General features: G+C 74.3%; 10 protein-coding genes. 3 read left to right on the top strand and 7 right to left on the bottom strand.

Features of this window, described 5'->3' with window-relative positions:
* Positions 1 to 54: 54 nt before the first annotated feature.
* The gene (locus tag AB0C36_RS37200; RefSeq protein WP_358363007.1) at positions 55 to 270 is read right to left on the bottom strand and encodes a hypothetical protein; all 216 of its coding nucleotides are present in this window, start codon (positions 268 to 270) and stop codon (positions 55 to 57) included.
* A 173-nt stretch (positions 271 to 443) separates the two neighbouring features.
* Positions 444 to 1,169, bottom strand: coding sequence for a hypothetical protein (locus AB0C36_RS37195; protein ID WP_358363005.1), 726 nt, complete (start codon positions 1,167 to 1,169; stop codon positions 444 to 446).
* A 217-nt stretch (positions 1,170 to 1,386) separates the two neighbouring features.
* Here AB0C36_RS37195 and AB0C36_RS37190 point away from each other — a divergent pair, with 217 nt between their 5' ends.
* Both AB0C36_RS37190 and AB0C36_RS37185 read left to right on the top strand, forming a co-directional pair.
* Positions 1,387 to 1,737, top strand: a complete 351-nt coding sequence (locus tag AB0C36_RS37190) for an avidin-fold protein (protein ID WP_358363004.1) — start codon at positions 1,387 to 1,389, stop codon at positions 1,735 to 1,737.
* A 125-nt stretch (positions 1,738 to 1,862) separates the two neighbouring features.
* Positions 1,863 to 2,615, top strand: coding sequence for a uracil-DNA glycosylase (locus AB0C36_RS37185; RefSeq protein WP_358363002.1), 753 nt, complete (start codon positions 1,863 to 1,865; stop codon positions 2,613 to 2,615).
* A gap of 19 nt (positions 2,616 to 2,634) precedes the next feature.
* Here AB0C36_RS37185 and AB0C36_RS37180 read toward each other — a convergent pair whose 3' ends face one another.
* The 5 genes from AB0C36_RS37180 to AB0C36_RS37160 all read right to left on the bottom strand — a co-directional run bounded on the left by AB0C36_RS37180 (position 2,635) and on the right by AB0C36_RS37160 (position 11,533).
* On the bottom strand, positions 2,635 to 3,429 hold the full coding sequence (locus AB0C36_RS37180; protein ID WP_358363009.1) for a DUF4389 domain-containing protein: 795 nt from the start codon (positions 3,427 to 3,429) through the stop codon (positions 2,635 to 2,637).
* Between the two features lie 385 nt (positions 3,430 to 3,814).
* Positions 3,815 to 5,074: an amidohydrolase family protein gene (locus AB0C36_RS37175; protein ID WP_358363001.1), complete on the bottom strand. Its 1,260-nt coding sequence runs from the start codon at positions 5,072 to 5,074 to the stop codon at positions 3,815 to 3,817.
* Positions 5,068 to 6,120, bottom strand: coding sequence for a CoA transferase (locus tag AB0C36_RS37170; RefSeq protein ID WP_358363000.1), 1,053 nt, complete (start codon positions 6,118 to 6,120; stop codon positions 5,068 to 5,070). The genes AB0C36_RS37175 and AB0C36_RS37170 overlap by 7 nt, the downstream gene beginning before the upstream one ends.
* Positions 6,121 to 6,152: 32 nt before the next feature.
* Positions 6,153 to 7,847: a (2,3-dihydroxybenzoyl)adenylate synthase gene (locus AB0C36_RS37165; protein WP_358362999.1), complete on the bottom strand. Its 1,695-nt coding sequence runs from the start codon at positions 7,845 to 7,847 to the stop codon at positions 6,153 to 6,155.
* 56 nt (positions 7,848 to 7,903) lie between these two features.
* Positions 7,904 to 11,533 (bottom strand): non-ribosomal peptide synthetase, encoded by a 3,630-nt coding sequence (locus AB0C36_RS37160; RefSeq protein ID WP_358362998.1) that lies wholly within the window; start codon positions 11,531 to 11,533, stop codon positions 7,904 to 7,906.
* Between the two features lie 219 nt (positions 11,534 to 11,752).
* On the opposite strand from AB0C36_RS37160, the gene AB0C36_RS37155 reads away from it, so the two are divergent.
* Positions 11,753 to 20,412 (top strand): non-ribosomal peptide synthetase (locus tag AB0C36_RS37155; RefSeq protein ID WP_358362996.1); only part of this gene is annotated, 8,660 nt, incomplete at its 3' end.

Raw genomic sequence — 20,412 nt, 5'->3', positions numbered from 1 at the left:
TGCGCGACCGCCGCCGCTTTCCGCCGTCGGGCCCGATCGGCCCAGGCGGACCTGCTAACCGCCGTTCGGGTCCGGCCTCGTCGCGGTGTCCGAGCGCCAGTCGTCCAGCGCGTGCAACTCGCCCTGTGCCTTCGTGGGTGCGGGGGCGGGTATGGGTCCGGTGAACAGGCGGTGCCACACGGGTGGGTCGGCCCGCCGGGTGACGTCGGCGGGACGCTCACCCGCGTACCCACCGAGGGGGCCGGCGTCGAGAGGGGGGCGTGTCGTCATGCGCGAAGTCTGGTCGAGACACCGTCAGTTCACGAAATCCGCGCGGGCGTTCCGCCCCGGTCTCCGCAGGCATGAGCATGGTCGCCCCGACTCGCGGGAGTTGGCCGAGATTGGCGCTGTGTGGACCGTTCCGCGACGGCGGTGAAGGCCCGCCGCCACCGTCGCGTCCCGCCTCATCGGGCGGCGGCCGCCCGCGGCTTCCACTGGGTGGCGACAAAGGCGAACGCCGGGAGGCGGCCCGGCGTGTCGAAGTAGGCCGTGTTGAAGACCTTCAAGTGGACGACGGTCTTGCCGACTGTCTCAAAGCACCACCCGCGGCCCTTCGCGAACCTGGGGTCCGACCGGAGCATGTCCACCGTGACGTGGTCCGGGATCGTCCGCTGCCGCGCCGCGGTACGGCACTGCTCGACCGACGGGTCCCCGCTGTCCACCACCCCGGCGACCGCTCTCCCGGCCACTATCCGCAATCCGCTGCGATCCCCGCGGGCCGGCCCGCCTTCGGCGGCCGCGTCGCAGCGGGCGTACACGACCGTGACGGACGGCGGCAGATCGGCGTCGGGCGCATCAACCTGGTTGTTGATCCCCGTCATCGTGTCCAGGTCAAGGTAGTTGGCCGGACCGCCCACACACGCACCGTTCGCGTCGAGGAAGGCGGTGCCGAACAGCTCGACCGGTCCGGAGAGGGTGTAGGTGGGTTCGTCCAGCGTTCTTTCGTAGACGAGCCCGTCGCTCGTCCGCAGATTCTCCGAGTCGTCCGCGGCGACGATCCTGACGACGGCTATCGCGACCAGCACCGCCGCGACGACGGCGGCCACCGCGACGTAACGGCCCCATGGGAGCCGTGGCGGTCGCCCGGTGGCCGGGCCCTGATACGGATGCGGTGCCGGCGGCATGGCCATCTGGTCGGTCCCCCGTTCCTCGAACCTGTGCGGCCTCCTCGCGGCGGCCTCACGGCACGCTACCCGCACCGAGGGCCCGCCCCCGCGCGCCGCGTCCTTGCCGGGAGTGCTCGTCAGCGGAGTCCGGTAGCGTGCCGGACCGGCGCCAGATCGGCGCGTACGCCCCGGCGCGGACCGCCGCGCGGACCCGTGTTCTCACGTACCCGAGGAGTCGACGATGGCACCTTCGCTGGACGGCCGGACCTTCGCCCCCCGCGGCCGCCCCGAGCAGGGCGAGGTCGACTCCGCGACACGGTTCCGGTACCGCGAGGCGGACGGCGCGGTGTGGGCGGACTACGCGGGCGGCGAGATCGTACGCGGCCACCTGATCGGCACGCGCGACGGCGACACGATGGACTTCCGGTACGTCCAGCTGAACCGGGACGGCAAGACCTCCTCGGGGCACTGCGCCACCCGGATCACCGAACTCCCGGACGGGCGGCTCCTCCTGGACGAGACGTGGGAGTGGGAGTCGCGCCCCGGACAGGGCACCAGCGCCGTCGAGGAGGTCACCGACGCAACCGCCTGACCCGGGCACCCGCCGCGACACCGATCGCAGGACACGCCTGGCCGAGTGAATCCCTCGGCCACCGCAACCGACCTAGGCTGTCGATCATGACGCGGGCCGTGGCGCGGCTGTGGTGAGGAGTCTGCATGGAACTGCCCGAGGACGTGGCACCGAAGGCACGCACGGTCGCCGAACTTGACGATGCGCTGACGCACTGCCGGGCGTGCCCGCGGCTGGTGGAGTGGCGCGAGGAAGCCGCCCGCGTCAAACGCGCGTCCTTCGCGGACTGGGACTACTGGGCCCGCCCGGTCACCGGGTTCGGCCCGGCGGACGCGCGCGTGCTGGTCGTCGGGCTGGCTCCGGCCGCCCACGGCGGCAACCGCACCGGCCGCATGTTCACCGGAGACCGGTCGGGCGACGTCCTGGTGCGTGCCCTGCACGATGTCGGCCTTGCCTCGCAGGCGACTTCGGTGACCCGCGACGACGGCCTGGAGCTGCTCGGCGTACGCTTCACCGCCCCCGTGCACTGCGCGCCGCCCGCGAACAAGCCGACGCCGCAGGAGCGCGACACCTGCCGGCCCTGGCTGGAACGCGAACTCCGGCTCATGCGACCGACCTTGGGGTCCGTCGTCGTGCTGGGCGCCTTCGGCTGGCAGGCTCTGCTGCCGGCGCTGGCGGCGGCGGGCTGGTCGGTCCCTCGGCCGCGACCGGTGTTCGGGCACGGCGTACGCGTCGACCTCGCCCCCGCCGCTTCGGCTCCCGCCGCGCTCCGGGCGCTCCCCGTCTTCGGCTGCTACCACGTCAGCCAGCAGAACACCTTCACCGGCCGGCTCACCCCGGCCATGCTGCGCGGCGTACTCGCCGAAGCCGCGCACGCCGCGGGACTGCCGACGGGCTGACCGCGCGGCGGGCCGTGTCCTACGGGACCGCCGGGGCGCTGGCCGAATCGTCGTCGTCATCCATCGACCAGTTGGCGCTGTTGGCCGCGACGCTGCCGAGGCCGAGGACGATGAACACGCCGATCAGCACCTTGCCCGCGGTGCCGACCCGCAGCGGCCGGGTGGCCGAGCGCGCCGCCGTCTGCGTCGCGCCGACGGTCATCTCGTCCGGACCCTTCCCGGCCGCGACAGGCTGGGCGGACGCGGCGGACGCGGACCACGCCGCGTCGGGGGCGTCGCCGAACAGGCGCTTGGGGTACGACGAGGCGAGCATCAGCGAGTACGCCCCCAGCCGCATCCGGTACCGCAGGATCGCGCTGGTGGCCTCGAACAGCGGCTCGGGCATGCGTCCCATGATCAGGACCACCAGCCACGAGATGAACGCGACCGACCACCACCCGGCCGAGACGATCGCCTGGATGATCATCGCGGGGATCATCAGCAGGATCCGGAAGAAGACCGCGAGCCGGTTGAGGTGCACCGGCTGGATCTCGATCCGCACCGGGTAGCCCGCCACCTCGCCGAGCCGGAACGGCGGATACCGGTCGGTCAGCAGCATCATGCTGGCGTTCACCCGGGTGTCGTAGCGCAGGAACCCGGTCAGGAACCCCCGGATGGGCGAAGGCAGCCGGCCGAGCACCAACGCCGCGAACCAGCCCACGATCGCGGTGACGACGGCCACGATCGACAGCACCGCCAGCACGATGTACTGCGGGATCAGCAGCAGGAGGCGCAGGAACACCGTCCAGCGGTTCTGGTGCTCCGGGAAGGGCATGTCCAACTCGGGCAACGGCTCGCTTGCGGATGCGGGCACACCTGGCTCCTCTGCGACACGGTCATCTGCGGTGACCGCGAGTTCCCGCAAGAACCGGCCGCGACACACCGCGTACGCCCGTTCGGCCGATCAGCGGCGATCCGTTTCGCGCCACCCGTGTCTCCGGAGCGGCGGCGAATTCACGGTTGATGTACTGCACGTACTCCGACGCTGCTCCCCTCGGCGGCCGGTCGTTCGACGACCACCAGTACCTTTTGGCGTGCTACCTGGGCTTGCTGACGCTCCGTCTGCTGCCGACCACGCACAACCCCGCCTGCGGGTCGGTCACCGAGTCCGGGTCGGGCTCCGGCCGGGGCTGGTGCGGTGAGCCTTTCCGGTCACATCGCTAGAGATGCGCGGGCACGATGCGGCCGTCCACGAAGGTCGCCCGGACCACGTCGCCGGTCAGCGTGTCGAGCGCCTCGCGGAGCGGTACACGGAGCAGGCAGAAGTCGGCCGGCGTGCCGACGTCCAGGTATCGAGGAACCCCGGGGGCCTCCGGCCTTCCGGTAAACAGGCTTAGCGCTTCGAGCGGTTCGAGCGCCTCCGCGCCGTCCCGGTCCACCGCGGCGCGCATGGCCGCCCACGGGTCGAACCCTCCGAAGGGCGCATCGGTCCCCGCGGCCACCGGGACTCCCGCCTCGGCGAGAGACCGGCAGCGGTACAGGTGTTCGCGGTCGTCCGGGTCCACATCCGTCGCGTACTCCCGGCCGCGCTCCACCACGAAGTGCGGTTGCGTCACCACCGTCAGTCCGAGCCGCGCGATCCACGGAATCGTCTCGGCGGGGATCACCGAACCGTGCTCGACGCGGTCCCCGGGGACCGCGCCGGCGTCGTCGAACGCCAGCAGCGTCACCAGCAGTTGCACGCGGGTGACGCAGTGGACCGCCACCGGGCGCGGGCGCACCGCCCGGACGGCCGCCGCGAGTTCGGCGGGCGGCGGCAGGGTGGCGTCGTCGAGCAGCACCTTCACCGGGCCGTCGACGCCCATGACGACCACGCGCTGCGGCAGCACCGACAGCAGGGCGGGCAACCCCGCCGCGGGCTGCGGATCGGCGTTGGAGAGGCCGGTGACCCCGAGCGCCGCGGCCCGCCGCCCCAGGGCCGGCAGGTCCAGCGGTACAGGCGGGGTCCACGCACGCAGCCGCCCGTCCTCCCGCCAGAAGCACCCGTCGCCGTCGAGCCCGGCCGCCCGCAGGGCCGCGCTGTTCCAGACCCACAGCTCGCCCGTGCGGTGCTGGACGCGCACCGGGCGGTCGCCGGCCAGCTCGTCCAGCACCCACCGGTCGAGGCGCCCGGCGACACTCTCGTGGTAGCCGACCGCGCGCACCCACTCCCCCGGCGGCCCGGTGCGCAGCGCCGCCGCGAGACCGGCCCGGCCGCCGACGTCGGCCGGGCCGACACGTACCGAGGCCGCCTGGGCCGCGAGTGCGGTCAGGTGGACGTGGTGGTCGTGGAGACCGGGCAGCAGCGCGGCGCCGCGGCCGTCCAGGTCGGCCCGGCCGGGCAGGCGCTCGCCGGCGGCTCCGATCTCGGCGATCCGGCCGCCGGTGACCCGGACGTCCACCACTTCGGCGCCCGCCAGCTCGACACGTCTGATCAGCACGGCGAGCGGGGGACCTCGTCGGCGCGGCCGTCGGCCAGCCACGCGGCACAGTTCGCCATGGCGACGGACACGAGCCGTCCTCCCCCTTCGGCGAGCGCCCGGGCGGCGGCGTGCGCGGCGAGGATCCCGGTCACCGGATCGGCCATGGCGTCGCCGAGGAAGACCGGGTCGCCGGACGCGTCCCGGCCGACCAGGCCGCCCGCGACGGCGGCGTCGTCGCCGAACGCGACGCGGTCGTCGTCCCGCCCGTACCCGGTGATGCCGATCCACAGCCGACCCGGGCGCGCCGCGAGGAAGTCCTCGGCGACCACGCCGAGGCGCCGGAGCGCGCGGGGCCGGGAGGCCTCGATCACCACGTCCGCCTCCGCGACGATTGCGGGCAGCGCGCCCGACGCGAAGTCCACGACCAAGCTCTCGTGCCCCTCGTGCAGACGGCGGTAGAACGCCGGTGATCCCCGGCGGGCGCCGTCGGGCCGCGTGGTGCTCTCGACCTTGGTCACCCGGGCACCGGCCTGCCCGAGCAGACGCGCGCACAGCGGGCCCGCCCACAGCGCCGACAGGTCGACCACGCGGAGCCCGGACAAGCCCCGTACGCGGCGCTCGCCGTGCTGTACCTCGTACACCGCCCGGGACCCGTCGCGGACGGAGCCGAGGCCCGCGGCGGGCGTACCGAGCAGTTGCGCGGCTGATGCGACCTGATCGGCCGTGCGCTCCCGGGCGGCCTCGCGCAGCCCGGCGACCGGCGCTTCGGTGTCGGGCACGTCGGCACCGAGCAGGGCGTAGAGCGCCGGGAGTGCGGCGGCGTCGTCCGGGCGGGCCAGGTTGACCGCCGCCCAGCCGTCGGAGGCCGGGACGAGATGGCAGGATCCGTTCGCCGAGGTCCGCCCCGGAGGGCGGTAGCCGGCCAGTTCCGCGCGGAGGAACAGTTCGGTCGCCACGTCCACGGGCGTGCCGGTGAGCCGCGTGAAGTCGCGCGCGATCGCCTCCAGTCGACCGACGAACGGTTCGGCGGAGGCCGTCCACGGACTGGCCGCAGTGATCGCCACGCCCGGCATGCTATGCGGTGGCGTCGTACGGGTCACCCGGTCGGCAACGCGTTCGCCTGGTCGGCGAGGCTGCGCTTGTCGATCTTGCCCACCGGTGTGCGCGGGAACGCGGCGGCTATGCGGATCGTGTCGGGGGTCTTGTAGGGGGCCAGGCCCGCTTCCGCGAGGAACGTCTTGAGCTCGGGCAGGGTCGGGGGGTCGGCCGGGTCCGCGGGCACCAGGATCGCGCAGACGCGCTCGCCGAGGACCCGGTCCGGCAGCGGGATCACCGCGGCCTGGCGGATCTTGGGGTGGGCGGTGAGGTGGTCCTCGAGTTCACCGGCCGGCACGCCCTCGCCGCCGCGGTTGACGACCTCCTTGATGCGCCCTTCGACGACCAGGTGGCCGGACGGGAGGCGGCGTACCAGGTCGCCGCTGCGGTAGAAGCCGTCGGGGGTGAAGGCGTTGGCGTTGTGGTCGGGCACCCGGTAGTAGCCGCGGATCGTGTACGGCCCCCGGGTCAGCAGTTCGCCCACCTCGCCCTCGGCCACCGGCGATCCGTCGCCGTCGACGATACGGACCTCGTCGTCGGGGCTGAGCGGGCGTCCCTGGCTCTCCGCGACAATCTCGTCGGAATCGCCGGTTCGGGTGTAGTTGAGCAGACCTTCCGCCATGCCGAACACCTGCTGGACGCGGCAGTCCAGGGCGGGGGTGAGCTCGCGGGCGAGCGCGGCGGGCAGTCGGGCGCCGCCCACCTGGAGGAGGCGCAGCGACGACCGGTCGCCCGGCTCCCACTCCCACATCTGGCTCCACAGGTCGGCGACCGGCGGCACGACGGCGGTGACGGTGACCCTCTCGCGTTCGACGAGCGCGAACGCCTGGTCCGGGCTGGGGCCGGGCGCCAGCACCGCGGTCCCGCCGACGCCCAGGATCCCGAGGATGCCGGGGCAGGCCAACGGGAAGTTGTGGGCGGCCGGCAGCACCGCCATGTAGACGTCGTCCTCGGTCAGGTCGCACACCTCGGCGCTGGCACGCGCGTTGTAGGCGTAGTCGTCGTGTGTTCGCGGAATGAGCTTGGGCAGCCCGGTCGTTCCGCCCGACACGAGCAGCAGGGCGACGTCCTCGGGGCGCGGCCCGGGTGGCAGCGCGACGGGCGCGGCGTCGACGTCGGCTAGCGCGACGGCGTCCGGGCCCGGCTCGCCGGCCACCACGACGTGCCGCAGCGACGGGACGCGCTCGCGGACCTCGCGGGCCAGCTCCCGGTGGTCGAAGCCCGCGAGGGTGTCGGGGATGACGTACGCCACCGCCTCCGACAACGCGGCGAGGTGCCCGATCTCGTGGGCTCGGTGTGCGGGCAGGCACAGCGCCGGTACGGCCCCGAGGCGCGCGAGGGCGAACAGCACCACCACGAAGTCCACGGTGTTAGGGAGTTGCACCACCACCCGGTCGCCGGGTCGCACGCCGAGTCCGGCGAACCCGGCGGCCGTACGGTCGGCACGGAGGTCGAGTTCGGCGTACGTGGTGCGTCCGGCCGCGTCGACGAGCGCGGTACGTTCCGGCCACGCGCCGGCCCAGGTGCGCAGCAGCGCGCCGAGCGTGTCGCCGCGCCAGTACCCGGCGGCCCGGTACCGGGCCGCGGCGTCGTCCGGCCAGGGGACGAACCCGTCCAGGGAACCGGTGCCGGTCGCGTCGGCGAACTGGCCTGCAGTGTCGGCTTTTTCGTGGGTGTCGCCGGTGCTCGTGGGCACGGTTTCGTCCTTTGCTGGCGTGGGACGTGCGGGAAATAGACGGACGCGGACGGGATCTACGCCGGGCTGTCCGACGCGAGCATCGCGTCGACCTCTTCGTCGGTGAGTGCGGCCACCTGGAGGTACAGCTCGGCGACCGCGGCGGTGCGCCCGGGTGTGTCCTCGTCCGCGACCACCCGTGCGGAGAGCGCCGCGACGGTGCGGTTGCCGAGCAGGGCCCGGACCGACAGCCCGTCGGTGTCTAGGGCTTCCCGAAGGCGTCCCACCGCGGCGGTGGCCAACACGGAGTCCCCGCCGAGTGCGAAGAAATCGTCGTCGCGCCCGATACGGGCCGGGGCGGTGCCGGCACCGGTGAGGACGTCGCGCCACACCGCGGCGACGGCTTCCTCGACCGGCCCGCGCGGCGCCGCGTGCGCGGTGCTTCCGCGTCCCTGCTCCCACAACGCGGCCAGGCGTGCCCGGTCGGTCTTGCCGTTGCGGGTCAGCGGCAGTTCGGTGAGCACAAGCACCTGCTCGGGGATCATGTGCGGCGGGAGCGTGTCCCGGACGGCGGACAGGATCTGTTCCTCCGTCAGTTCGGCCGGCCCGACCACCGCCGCGGCCAGCGCGCGGCCCGGTGCGCCGACGACCCCCGCGACGGCCTGCCGGACGCCCGGCACGTCCGCGAGCGCGGCCTCGATCTCGCCGAGTTCGATGCGGTAGCCGCGCAGCTTGACCTGGTGGTCGCGGCGGCCGAGGAACTCCAGCGTGCCGTCGGGGAGATAGCGCGCGAGGTCGCCGGTGCGGTACCAGCGTTGCCCGTCGTACTCGACGAACCGGTCCGCGGTGCGCACCGGATCGCCGCGGTAGCCGAGGGCCACCCCCTCGCCGCCGATCCACAGTTCGCCCGGCACGTGGTCGGGCCGGTCGCGGCCGAGGACGTCGACGACGCGGCAGCGCACGTTCGCGAGGGGGCGGCCGTACGGGACGGCCCGCCACCACGAGGGCAGTTCGGCGCCCGGCGGGACCTCGTACACGGTGGAGTGGATGGCGGTCTCGGTGGTGCCGCCGAGGCCGACGAAGCGGCAGGCGGGCACCTGGGCGTGCAGGCGGACCGGGAGGTCGGCGGTGACCCAGTCGCCGCCGAGCAGCACCACCCGCAGGGTGTCAGGGAGGCGGCCGGAGCCGTGCTCGGCGCCCTGGTCCGTGCCCTGTCCCGTGCCCTGTCCCGTGCCGGGTTCCGTGCCCTGTTCCGCCGCGGTGAGCAGCATGGCGAGCAGTGCCGGGACGCAGTTGAGCACGCTGATGCGGTGCTCGCGCAACTGCCGCAGCCATTCGGAGGGTTCGTGCCGGTCGTCGGCATCGGGCACGACGACGGCGCCGCCGACAGCGAGGGGGGCGAATATGTCGAAGACCGAGAGGTCGAAGTCGAGCGCCGACAGGGCGAGCGTACGGTCCGCCGGGCCGAGCGCGTAGCGGCCGATGAGGTCGTCGATGGTGTTGACGGCGGCGCTGTGCGGGACTTCGACGCCCTTGGGCTCGCCCGTCGAGCCGGAGGTGAACAGCACGTACGCCGCCGCGTGTGCGTCGCCGGGCACCGGCCCCGGCAACGCCCGAGCATGCCCGGCAGCTTCGGCCAAGGAGAGCGAACGGGCGTGCGGGGAGGCCCCTGTGGCCCCGTCGCCGTCGAGCACCAGGCGGGCGCCCGCGGTCGCGTGGATCCGGGCGCGGCGGGACGCGGGCTGCTCGACGCCGACCGGGACGTACGCGGCGCCTGCCGCCAACACCCCGAGCACCGCGAGGATCTGGTCCGGCCCCTTGGGGAGGGTCACCGCGACCGTGTCACCGGCGCGTACGCCCTGTTCGCCGAGGGCGGCGGCGACGCGCAGGGCCCGGTCGGCCAGTTCGCCGTACGTCCAGCGCAACTCCGTTCCGGCGACCACCGCGACGGCGTCCGGACGGGTGCGCGCCAGGGTGAAGAAGCGGTCGTGCAGCCGGTGCGTACCGCGCGGCGCGTCCGTGGCGTTGGCGCGGTCGCGGACCCGGCGCTGCGCGGCCGGCAGCAGTTCGCCGACCGGCTGGTCCCAGTCGGCGTCCTCGGTGCCCAGGCGGGTGACCAGGCCGCGGTAGGCCTCGAACATCGCGTCGGCGACGCCGTGGGCGAACAGTTCCTCGCGGATGTCCCAGTTGACGAGCAGGCCGCCGCGCACTTCGGTGACCTGGGCGTCCAGCAGGACCTGGGGGCCTTGGGAGATGATCCACTCGGGTTCGCCGAACAGGTCGCGCACGTCCTCGGCGAAGAGCTCGCCGAGGTTCAGCGCGCTGGTGTAGACGATCGGGGCGACCACCTGGCCGCCGCGGGCACGGGAGAGATCGCGCAGGACGTCGAGGCCGGACCGGTCGGCGTGTGCGGCGTCGTCGTGCAGGCGGGCCTGGATGCCGCGCGCGGTGTCGAGGAACGACGCGGGTGCGCCGAGGTCGGTGTCCAGAAGCACGGATCCGGTGAAGTCGCCGACCAGGAACGGGACGTCGGGGTGGATCTCCTCGCGGTCGAACAGCGGGAGGTTCAGCAGGAAATGCGGCTCGGCACTCCACGCGGCCAACACGTGCGCGAAGGCCGCCGCGAGGGCCATCGCCGGGGTGACCGCGCGTTCGTGGGCGCGCTCCAGCCAGCGGCGCTTGTCCTCGGGGCTCAGCCACAGGTGCCGCCGGGTCACGCGGGAGGGGTCGCCGCGCTCGGCCTCGGCACGCAGCGGCAGGTCGGGGGCGCCCGGCAGGTCCGCGAGGCGCGATTCCCAGTGCGCGCGGGCGCGTTCGGCCGCCCCGGCCCGTAGTGGCGGCCGGTCGGCGAGGTAGGCGCGGTGGTCGTAGGCGAGCGGCGTGAGTTCGTGGTCGGGCGCGCGGTAGATGCGGGCGAGGTCGGCCAGGAGGATGCGGAAGCTGAGGGCGTCGGCGGCCACCATGTCGACGTCGACGTGCAGGCGGGTGGCTCCGCCGGGCAGGAGCGTGAGCCGTATGTCGAAGACGCGGCCCGCCTCGATGTCGAGCATCTGGTGCGAGCAGGCGTCGCGGATGGCGTCCAGGCGCCGTGCGACGCGGTCCGTCGGCAGGTCGCGCAGATCCTCGACGGTGAGCAGGGGGCCGGTGGCCTCAGGCATCACCTGCTGGCGGCCGTCGGGCGTGATGCGGGTGCGCAGCGCGGGATGCCGCGCGGTCAGCGTGCGGACCGCGGCCTCCAGGCGCGCGGGGTCCAGGGGGGTCGCGCTGCCGGCAGGCCGGTCGAACTCGGTGTAGAGATGGGCCGCCACGCCGCCGAGGACCTGGTCGTCGCCGCGGCCCACCCAGTAGGCGTGCTGCATGGCGGCGAGCGGGAAGGGCGCCGAGGACGCGGCGGGTCCGGCCGATTCAGCCGGTTCGGCCGTCTCCGTCGTCTCCGTCGTCTCCGTCGGGTGCGTCGGGTCCGTCGGCTGCTCCGTCGCTCCGGCGCCCGCGGCCAGCAGCGCGGCCCACGCCGCGACGGTGGGCCGCTCGGCGAGCTCGGCGAATGTGATCTCCGCGCCGCGCCGCCGCCAGCCGCCCGCCAGCCTCATCAGTCTGAGCGAGTCGAGCCCGTGCTGAATCAGGTTGCCGTCGACGGGTACCGAATCCGGTTCGCATTCGAGGAGTTGGCCTACCTCGCGACGCACGTCCTCGACGCTCCAGTGCACGTTGTTCCCCTTCCGCCCGGCGTACGTCCGCCCCGTGGGCGTGGGTTGACACCCCCGACGGGCGTCACAAATATAGGGTAGGCAAACCTAACTAAGGCAAGCTTCCATACTGTTCTCGTCGCGATTCACGCGGCGGGCCGGGCGCGCCCAGGAGGCGGCACGTTGCGACAGGGACCCTCCACGCCGGGCGGCGATCCAGCCGACCGCCGCCGGGAATTGATGAAGCGTCTGCTCGCCGGGGCAGGTCTCGCCGGCAGTTCGGGCGGAGGGGTCCCGGTCCGCGACCGGTCCGTCCCCGCGCCGCTGTCCCACGCGCAACACAGTCTGTGGCTGCACCACCAGGCGCACCCGCGCAGCACCTCCTACAACGGCTGCCTCGTCATCGAACTGACCGGACCGTTGGACGCCGCGGCCCTGCGGGTCGCCCTGCACGGCCTGGTCGTGCGCCACGAACTGCTGCGCACCGTCTACCGGATCGACGACGACGGTACGCCCCACCAGATCGTGGCGGAAGCTCCGCGTCCGGACATCCCGGTGCGCGACCTCACCGCGGTCCCCGCGGCCGAGCGGCGGCACGCGGCCGACGCTGCGGCCGTGGGACTGGCGTCGCTGCCGTTCGACCTCGCGCACGACCATCCGGTGCGTTGGGAACTGCTGCGGTTCGCCCCGGACGCGCACGCCCTGGTCCAGGTCGTGCACCACATCGCGTGGGACGGCGGCACCTGGGGCGTGTTGTCCCGCGACCTCGCCGCGCTCTACCGGGCGGCGACGGACGGCACCCCAGCCCCCGGCGTACCCGAGGTCCAGTACGCGGACTTCGCCGCCTGGGAGCGCGGCCGTCCGGTCGCGGACCCGGAAGGCACGGCGTTTTGGCGCGACCGGCTCAAGTCCCTGCCCGAACCGGCAGAACTGCCCGCGGACGGCCCGCGCCCCGCGGTGGGCGACGAGCGCGGCGGCCGCCGGGTCCGCGGCCTGGCGCCGGAACTCGCCGATCGGCTCGCGGTGTTCGCCGCCGCCGAGGGGACGACCGCGTTCACCACGGCGCTCGCCGGGTTCGCCGCGGTGCTGCGCCGCCACACCGGTTCGGACGACCTGCCGGTCGGCACGCTAACCATGGACCGCGGCCGCCCCGAGGCCGCCCGCCTGATCGGCAATTTCGGCAACACCGTGGTCCTGCGCTGCGACGTGTCCGAACCGCCGGGCCGCCGCGCCGCCCTGACCTTCCGTCAGCTCGTCGGGCGGACCGCCGAGACGTGCCAGGCCTCGTTCGCCCACCAGGACGTCCCCTTCGACGAGGTCCTGGACGCGGTACGCCCCCGGCGCAGTCCCGGCCGCACCCCCCTGTTCGACGTGATGTTCGGCCTGCTCGCGCATGAACTGGCCGAACTGGACCTGCCCGGGCTGACCGCCTCGTGGCGGCACATCCACAACGACACCACGCAGTTCGACCTCGCGCTCGAGTGCTTCCTGCGACCGGGGTCGCTGGTCGTGGAGGCCACCTATCGCGCGGACCTGCTGACCGCGGAGAGCGTCGACAATCTCCTGGCGCACTTCGAGGCCACCCTCGCCGCCGCCCTCGACTCCCCCGACACGCCTCTGGCGCTGCTGGGCGACGCGGTCCTGCCGCCGCAACCCGCCGCCACCCCGGTTCCCCCGGGCGGCGTAGCGGCCTTGATCGACCGTCAGATATCCGACACCCCGGACGCCACCGCCGTTGTCGCGGAACGCACTCTCACGTACGCCCAGTTGGGCGACCGCGCCGCCGAGATCGGCCGGATCGTGCGGGACGCCCTCGCCGCCGGGTCGGGCGACAACGCCCCGCGGGCCGGTGCCCCCGGCACCGCCGACCCGGCGCCCGCCGCCCCCGCCGCTCCCGCCGCCGCGGCTCCTGCGCCTCCCGCGCCCGGCGGCCGTCCAGCCCGGGAACCCGTGGTCGCCCTGGCTCTCACCCGCTCCGCGGACCTTCCGGCGGCACTGCTGGCCGTCCTGCGGGCGGGGGCCGCGTACCTTCCCCTCGACCTCAACCAGCCGCGCGAACGCGTCGCGCTGATGCTCGCCGATGCACGGCCCGAACTGGTCCTGTGCGACGCGGCGACACCCGGCGACCTGCCGGTGCCGCCCGGCACCCGGCAGGTCCGGATCGACCTGCCCGCACTCGGGGAGGCTCCGTCCGGGGTCCCGACGACGACCGCCGTGGCCCCCGGCGCCGCCGCGTACGTGATCTTCACGTCCGGCTCGACCGGGCGCCCCAAGGCCGTGGTCGGCACGCAGGCGGCACTCACCAACCGCCTCGCGTGGGGCCGGGACGCGGACGGCCCGCGCATCCGCGTCGCCAAGAGCGCGCTGACGTTCATCGACGGCACCACCGAACTCCTCGGCGGCCTGGCCTCCGGGGACACCGTCGTCCTCGCCGACGACGCGACCGCCGCCGACCCGCGCCGCCTGGGCGCCCTCGTCGACGCGCACGGCGTGCAGGTCGTCACCGTCGTCCCGAGCCTGCTCGCGACGCTGCTCGACACCGCCGCGCCCGGGTCCCTGGACTCGGTGACCACGTGGATCTCCTCCGGCGAGGCGCTCCCGGCCGCCCTGGCCGACGCGGTCGCCGTACGGTGGCCGCAGGCCCGCATCGTCAACCTGTACGGCTGCTCCGAGGCGGCGGGCGACAGCCTCGCCCACACCCGAACCGCCCCCGGGCCGGTGGCGATCGGGCGACCCATCGCCAACACCCGTGCCTACGTTCTCGATTCCGCCCTGCGACCGGTTCCCGACGGCGTTCCGGGCGACCTCTACCTGGCCGGCACCGGGCTGGCCCGCGGCTACCTGGGACGGCCCGGCGCGACCGCCGAGCGGTTCGTACCCGACCCGTTCGGTGCTCCCGGCGACCGCATGTACCGCACCGGCGACCGCGTGCGCCGGGACGCGGCAGGCGACTTGCGGTTCCTGGGCCGTGCGGACCACCAGGTGAAGATCCGCGGCGTGCGCGTCGAGCCCGGCGAGGTCGAGGCGCGGCTGCTCGAACTCCCGGGCGTGGCACGCGCCGTCGTGATCCCGGTGGCGGGCGGCGACGGTGCCCGGGCACTCGCCGCGTATCTGGTCCCCGCCGACACCGCGGACGCCGCCGGCCTGGACACCGCGGCCGTACGCTCGGCCCTCTCCGCGGTCCTGCCGTCCGCATTGGTCCCGGCCTCCTTCACCCTCTTGGACGAACTGCCACTCAACCCCAGCGGCAAGGTCGACCGCGCCGCACTCCCCCGCCCGCGGCCCGCCGACGACCGGCCCGCCGGGCGCGCCGCGGCGGACGCCCGCGAAGCCGCCGTCTGCGCCTTGTTCGCCGAGCTGCTGGGTGTCCCGGACATCGGCGCCGACGAGGACTTCTTCGCCCTGGGCGGCCACTCGCTCCTGGCCGCACGCCTGGCCAACCGGCTGCGGGCCGCCTTGGGCGTGGAGATCTCGCTCGCCGACGTTTTCCGTGCTCCGACGCCGCAGGCCCTGGCCGCCGCCGCGGCCCTGGCCGAGACCGCACGTCCCCGCGTACGCGGCACCCGTGTGCCCGAGGACGTCCCGGCGTCGTTCGCGCAGGCCGGGCTCTGGCTGGAGGAGCAGTTGCGCGGCCCGTCGGCGGCGTACCACCTGCCACTGGCACTGGAACTGACCGGGCAGGTGGACGTCGCGGCGCTGCGTGCCGCCGTCGGTGATGTCGTGGCCCGTCACGAGGCGTTGCGTACGCTGTTGTCCGCCGCCGACCATGCGGACTGGCCCGTGCAACGCGTGCTCACGCCCGCCCAGGCCGCCGCGCGGCTGCGCTGCGACGTCGTCGACCTCGGCGACGCCCCGACCGGGCGGGTGGCAGCCGACGTCGCCGCTTCGGTCGCGCGCCCCTTCGACCTGGCCGCCGACCTACCCTTCCGGGCGGCGGTGTTCACCACCCGTGAAGCCACGCATCTGGTGCTGACGCTGCATCACACCGCGGCCGACCGCTGGTCGTACGGTCCGCTTCTGGCGGACCTCGCCGCCGCGTACGCGGCACGCACCGGCACCGCGCGTCCGGCGGAACAGCCGCACGCCGCGGCGCCCGTCACCTACTCGGCCTACTCCGTCTGGCAGCGCGATCTCCTGGGCGCCCGCAGCTCGGCGCCTACCGACCTGGCAGCGCGTCAGCTCGACCACTGGGCACGGGAGTTGGCCGGGCTTCCCGAGGAAGCCGCGCTGCCGACCGACCGGCCCAGGCCCGCCGAGCCTTCGCTGCGCGGCGGTACGGCCGACGCGTTGCTGCCCGCGGAGCTGACCGCGGCCTTGCGGACGCTCGCCCGCACCCACGAGACCGGTCTGGCCACCGTTCTGCACGCCGGCGTTGCGGCCCTGCTGCACCGGGTCGGCGGCGGTGACGACATCGCCGTGGGCGTCCCCGTGGCCGGCCGGACCGACGAGGACCTGCACGACGTGGTCGGCCTGTTCGTCAACACCGTGGTCCTGCGCGCGGAACTGGCCGGCGAGCCTTCCTTCGGTGTGCTGCTCGACCAGATCCGGGACCGTTCACGGACCGCCTTCGCACACGCCGACGCGCCTTTCGCCTGGGTCGTGGACCGGCTCGCTCCGGCACGCGTGCTGGGCCGCCACCCGGTGTTCCAGGTCTCCGTCGCGCACCACCGCGCCGAGGAGATCGCCTTCGCGCCGCCCGGCATCGCGGCGGAGGCCTACCTGCCGCCGACCGGCGCTGCCATGTTCGACCTGGACCTGCGGTTCGTCGAGACCGCGGAGGACGGCGTGCGGGTCCAGGCAGGCTACGCCGTCGACCTGTTCGACCACGCGACCGTCGCGGCGCTCCTCGACCGCTTGACGCGCCTGCTCACGCACGCCGCCGACGCCGCCCACACCCGTGTCGCGGACTTGAACGTGCTCACGGCGGCGGAACGCACGACCCTCACCGCGCCTCCCACCGCCCGGACGGTCCCCGCCACCCGGGTGGACGAACGCATCGCCGCGCAGGCCCGGGCCACGCCCGATGCGGTGGCGCTCGTCGAACCCGACGGCCACGCGGTCACCTACCGCGAACTCCTGGACCGCGCCGACCGCCTGGCCTGCGTGCTGCGCGGCTCTGGAGTCCGCCCGGGCGCGGTTGCCGCGGTCGCGCTGCCGCGGTCCGCCGACCTGGTCGCAGGGCTCCTGGCGGTACTGCGCGTGGGCGCGGCCTATCTGCCGCTGGATCCCGAGCACCCCGACGCCCGCTTGCTGGAGATGGTCTCCGACGCCGCCGCGGTGTGCGTGCTGACCGGCAGCGCGAACGCCGGACGGTTCGACGGGACGGGTGTACCGGTAGTCGCGCTGGACTCCCCGGAGGTGACGGCCGCTCTGGCCGCAGCGGCGCCCGGCACCGAGACGCCGCCGACTGCGGCGGGCCTTGGGGATGCGGCGTACGTGCTGTTCACCTCGGGCTCGACCGGCCGTCCCAAGGGCGTGGTGGTCCCGCACCGCGCGCTGGGCAACCAGCTTGCCTGGGTTCAGGACGAGTTCCCGCTCTCTCCCGACGACCGCTTCCTGCACAAGGCCCCGGCCGGGTTCGACGTGGCGATCTGGGAGACCTTCTGGCCGCTGACAGCCGGGGCGGCCGTCGTCCTCGCCGAGCCGGGCGGCCAGCGCGACGGTGGCTACCTCGCCCGCCTGGTCCGCGAACACGGCGTTACCGCAGCGCACTTCGTGCCGCCGATGCTCGACGCGTTCCTGGAGTCGTGGTCCACGGGCAGCGCCCCGACCGCCACCCCGGACGCCACCCGTGACACCGACAGCCAGTCCGGGCCCCCCGGGAACGTCCGCACATCCAACGCCACGCCGAACGGACTCCGACTGCTGCTGTGCGGCGGGGAGAGCCTGCCTCCCTCGACCGCCGACCGGGCCGCGCGAGTGCTGGGCCTCCGCCCCCACAACACCTACGGCCCGACCGAGGCCGCGATCACCGCCACCTCGTGGTCCTCGCCTGGCGAAGACGGGCGCAGTGTGCCCATCGGGCGTCCCGTGTGGAACACCGGCGCACTGGTCCTGGACCGGCGTCTGGCGCCCGTTCCGACCGGGGTACCGGGCGAGCTGTACCTCACCGGCGACCAACTCGCGGACGGCTACCTGGGACGGCCGGGGCTGACCGCCACGCGCTTCATCCCGGCACCGTACGGGCCGCCCGGCGCGCGCATGTACCGCACCGGCGACCTGGTGCGCCGCCGCCCCGACGGGGCGCTGGAGTTCCTCGGCCGCACCGACGACCAGGTGAAGATCCGCGGCGTGCGGATCGAACCCGCCGAGATCGAGGCCCACCTGACGGCCCGTCCGGACCTGTCGGCGGCGGTGGTCGCGGCCCGGCGGACCGCGTCGGGCGCGCCGCGCCTGGTGGCGTACGTCGTGCCCGAACCGGGCCGCGACGCCCCGGGTGCGGACGAACTGCGCGCCCACCTCGGCAGCGTGCTTCCCGAGCACATGGTCCCGACGGCGGTCGTCGTGCTCGACGCGCTGCCGCTGCTGCCGAGCGGCAAGACGGATCGCGGCGCGCTGCCCGAGCCGGCGTTCGACGCCACGACCCCGTCCGCCGAACCCCGCACTCCGGAAGAGGCCGTCCTCGCCGAGGTGTTCGCCACGGTGCTGGGCCTGCCGGGCGTCGGTGTCGACGACGGGTTCTTCGCCCTCGGCGGCGACAGCATCGGGGCCACGCTCCTGGCGTCGCGGGCCAGGGCGGCGGGCCTGCCGTTCACGGTGCGCGACGTGTTCCGGAATCCGACGGTGGCGGCACTCGCACGGACGGCGCTCGCCAATCGGCCGCCGGCCGGCGCGGCGACGGTGCCCGCGGAGGCCACGCGGCCCGCGGTCGCGGTGTCCCCGGAGCAACGCCGGGCACTGGACCGCGCATTGGGCGGTGTCGGCGTCGCCGACGTCCTGCCGCTGTCGGCGCTTCAGGAAGGCCTGCTGTACCTCCTGAAGACGGACGAGGCCTCGCGTGCCATCTACACCCAGCAGGTCGTTCTGGACCTGTCCGGGACGGTGGATCCGGACCGCATGGCCGATGCGGTCCGTGCCGTGTTGGAGAAGTACCCGAACCTGCGTGCCGGGTTCGTGCCCTTCGGCGATGCCTCGGTCGCGGTCGTGCCGCGCCGCTGGGAGCCGCCGTTCCGCTTCACCGACGCCTCGGAGGCCGCTGATCCGGGCGCCGAATTCGAGGAGTTCGCGGGCACCGAGCGGGACCGCCCGTGGGACCCGCTGCGCCCGCCGCTCATCCGGTTCGGCCTGGTCCGGGTCGGGCCGGAGGCGTACCGGCTGGTGATGACCTCGCAGGTGCTGCTGCTCGACGGCTGGTCGAGCGGCCTGGTGCTGACCTCGCTCCTCGCCGCCTACACCGACGCGGAGGCCGAACTCGCGCGTCCCACAGCCCCGTTCGGACGGTATCTGGACTGGCTGGCGGATCGTGACGCGGATCGTTCGCGGGCGGTGTGGTCGGCCTACCTCGAAGGCGTCGCCGAGCCGACGCGCCTGGCCCCGGCGGGGCACGACGCGGACGGCGCGACCGCGGAATCCGCCGAGGAGTTCGTCCGCACGCTGCCGACCGCGCTGACCGACCGGCTGGCCGCCCGCGCCCGAGCCGCCGGCGTGACGCTGGGCACGGTGTACGAGTCCGCGTGGGGCCTGCTGCTGGCCCGCCTCACCGGGCGCGACGACTGCGTCTTCGGGGCCCTGGTCTCCGGCCGGCACCCCGGGGTCGCGGGCGTGGAGACCACCGTCGGCCTGCTCTTCAACACAGTCCCGGTGCGGGTGCGGGTACGCCCCGACGAGGCGCCGCGGACGTTGTGGCACCGCCTCCACGAGGAGAAGTCCGAGCTTTTCGACCACCCGGAGCTGGGCCTCGCCGAGATCCAGGCCCGCGTCGGCGCCGGACCGCTGTTCGACACCTTCTTCGTGGTGCAGAACCTCCCGCTGCCGGACAAGGCGACCCGGTACGGCCCCGACGGCGCGCTCCGCGTGCTCGACCACGAGGTACGCGACGCCACCCACTACCCGGTGTCGTTCGTGGTGACACCGGGCCGGGAGACCACCGTCCGCGTGATGTTCCACACCGGGGCGTTCGGCCGCGACGAGGCCGAACGCCTGGCCGACCGGTTCGAACGCGTGCTGGCCGGTTTCGCCGAGGCCCCGGACGCCGCCTGCGCCCGCATCGACCTCCTCTCGGAGGCGGAGTCCCGGCAGGCGTTCGTGGCCTGGAACGACAGCGCGCACGATCTCCCGGATGTGACGATCGCGGAGATGCTGGAGGAGCAGGCGGCCGCCGAACCGGACGCGGTGGCCCTGGTGTTCCGACCCGACACCCCGGACGCGGTCACCTGGACCTACCGCGAACTCAACGAACGCGCCAACCGCATCGCCCGCCTGCTGCAGAAGCACGGCGCCGGCCCCGAGCGGCTGGTCGGCCTGGGCCTCGCCCGCACCCCGGACATGGTGGCGGCGTTGTTCGCGGTGCTCAAGACCGGCGCCGCGTACCTGCCCCTCGAACTCGACCTGCCCGCACAGCGCCTCGCGCTGCTCCTCGACGACGGCGACCCCGTCTGCGTACTGACCGCGCAGGCGGTCGAGCGGCAGGTCCCCGAACACCCCGCCGCGGCACGGGTCGTGATCGACGCGCCGGACACCGCCGCCGAACTGCTCGCGCTGTCAGGGGAAGACCTCTCGGATGCGGAGCGTCCGGGCTTCACCCGGGCCGACGCGCATCGCCTGGACCACCCCGCGTACGTCATCTACACCTCCGGCACCACCGGGCGCCCCAAGGGCGTGGTCACCCCCTACCGCGGCCTGACCAACATGCAGTACAACCACCGCCGCCACATCTTCGACCCCGTCGTCGCCCAAGCCGG

Origin of the sequence: Streptodolium elevatio (assembly GCF_040649515.1) — a bacterium.
Classification (GTDB): Bacteria; Actinomycetota; Actinomycetes; order Streptomycetales; family Streptomycetaceae; genus Yinghuangia; species Yinghuangia elevatio.
This window is presented reverse-complemented; position numbering and strand designations above follow the sequence as displayed.

What these genes read in the sequence shown, in the direction of transcription:
- AB0C36_RS37200 (WP_358363007.1), bottom strand. Translation starts at nt 270, where the DNA reads ATGACGACACGCCCCCCTCTCGACGCCGGCCCCCTCGGTGGGTACGCG.
- AB0C36_RS37195 (WP_358363005.1), bottom strand. Translation starts at nt 1,169, where the DNA reads ATGGCCATGCCGCCGGCACCGCATCCGTATCAGGGCCCGGCCACCGGG.
- AB0C36_RS37190 (WP_358363004.1), top strand. Translation starts at nt 1,387, where the DNA reads ATGGCACCTTCGCTGGACGGCCGGACCTTCGCCCCCCGCGGCCGCCCC.
- AB0C36_RS37185 (WP_358363002.1), top strand. Translation starts at nt 1,863, where the DNA reads ATGGAACTGCCCGAGGACGTGGCACCGAAGGCACGCACGGTCGCCGAA.
- AB0C36_RS37180 (WP_358363009.1), bottom strand. Translation starts at nt 3,429, where the DNA reads ATGCCCTTCCCGGAGCACCAGAACCGCTGGACGGTGTTCCTGCGCCTC.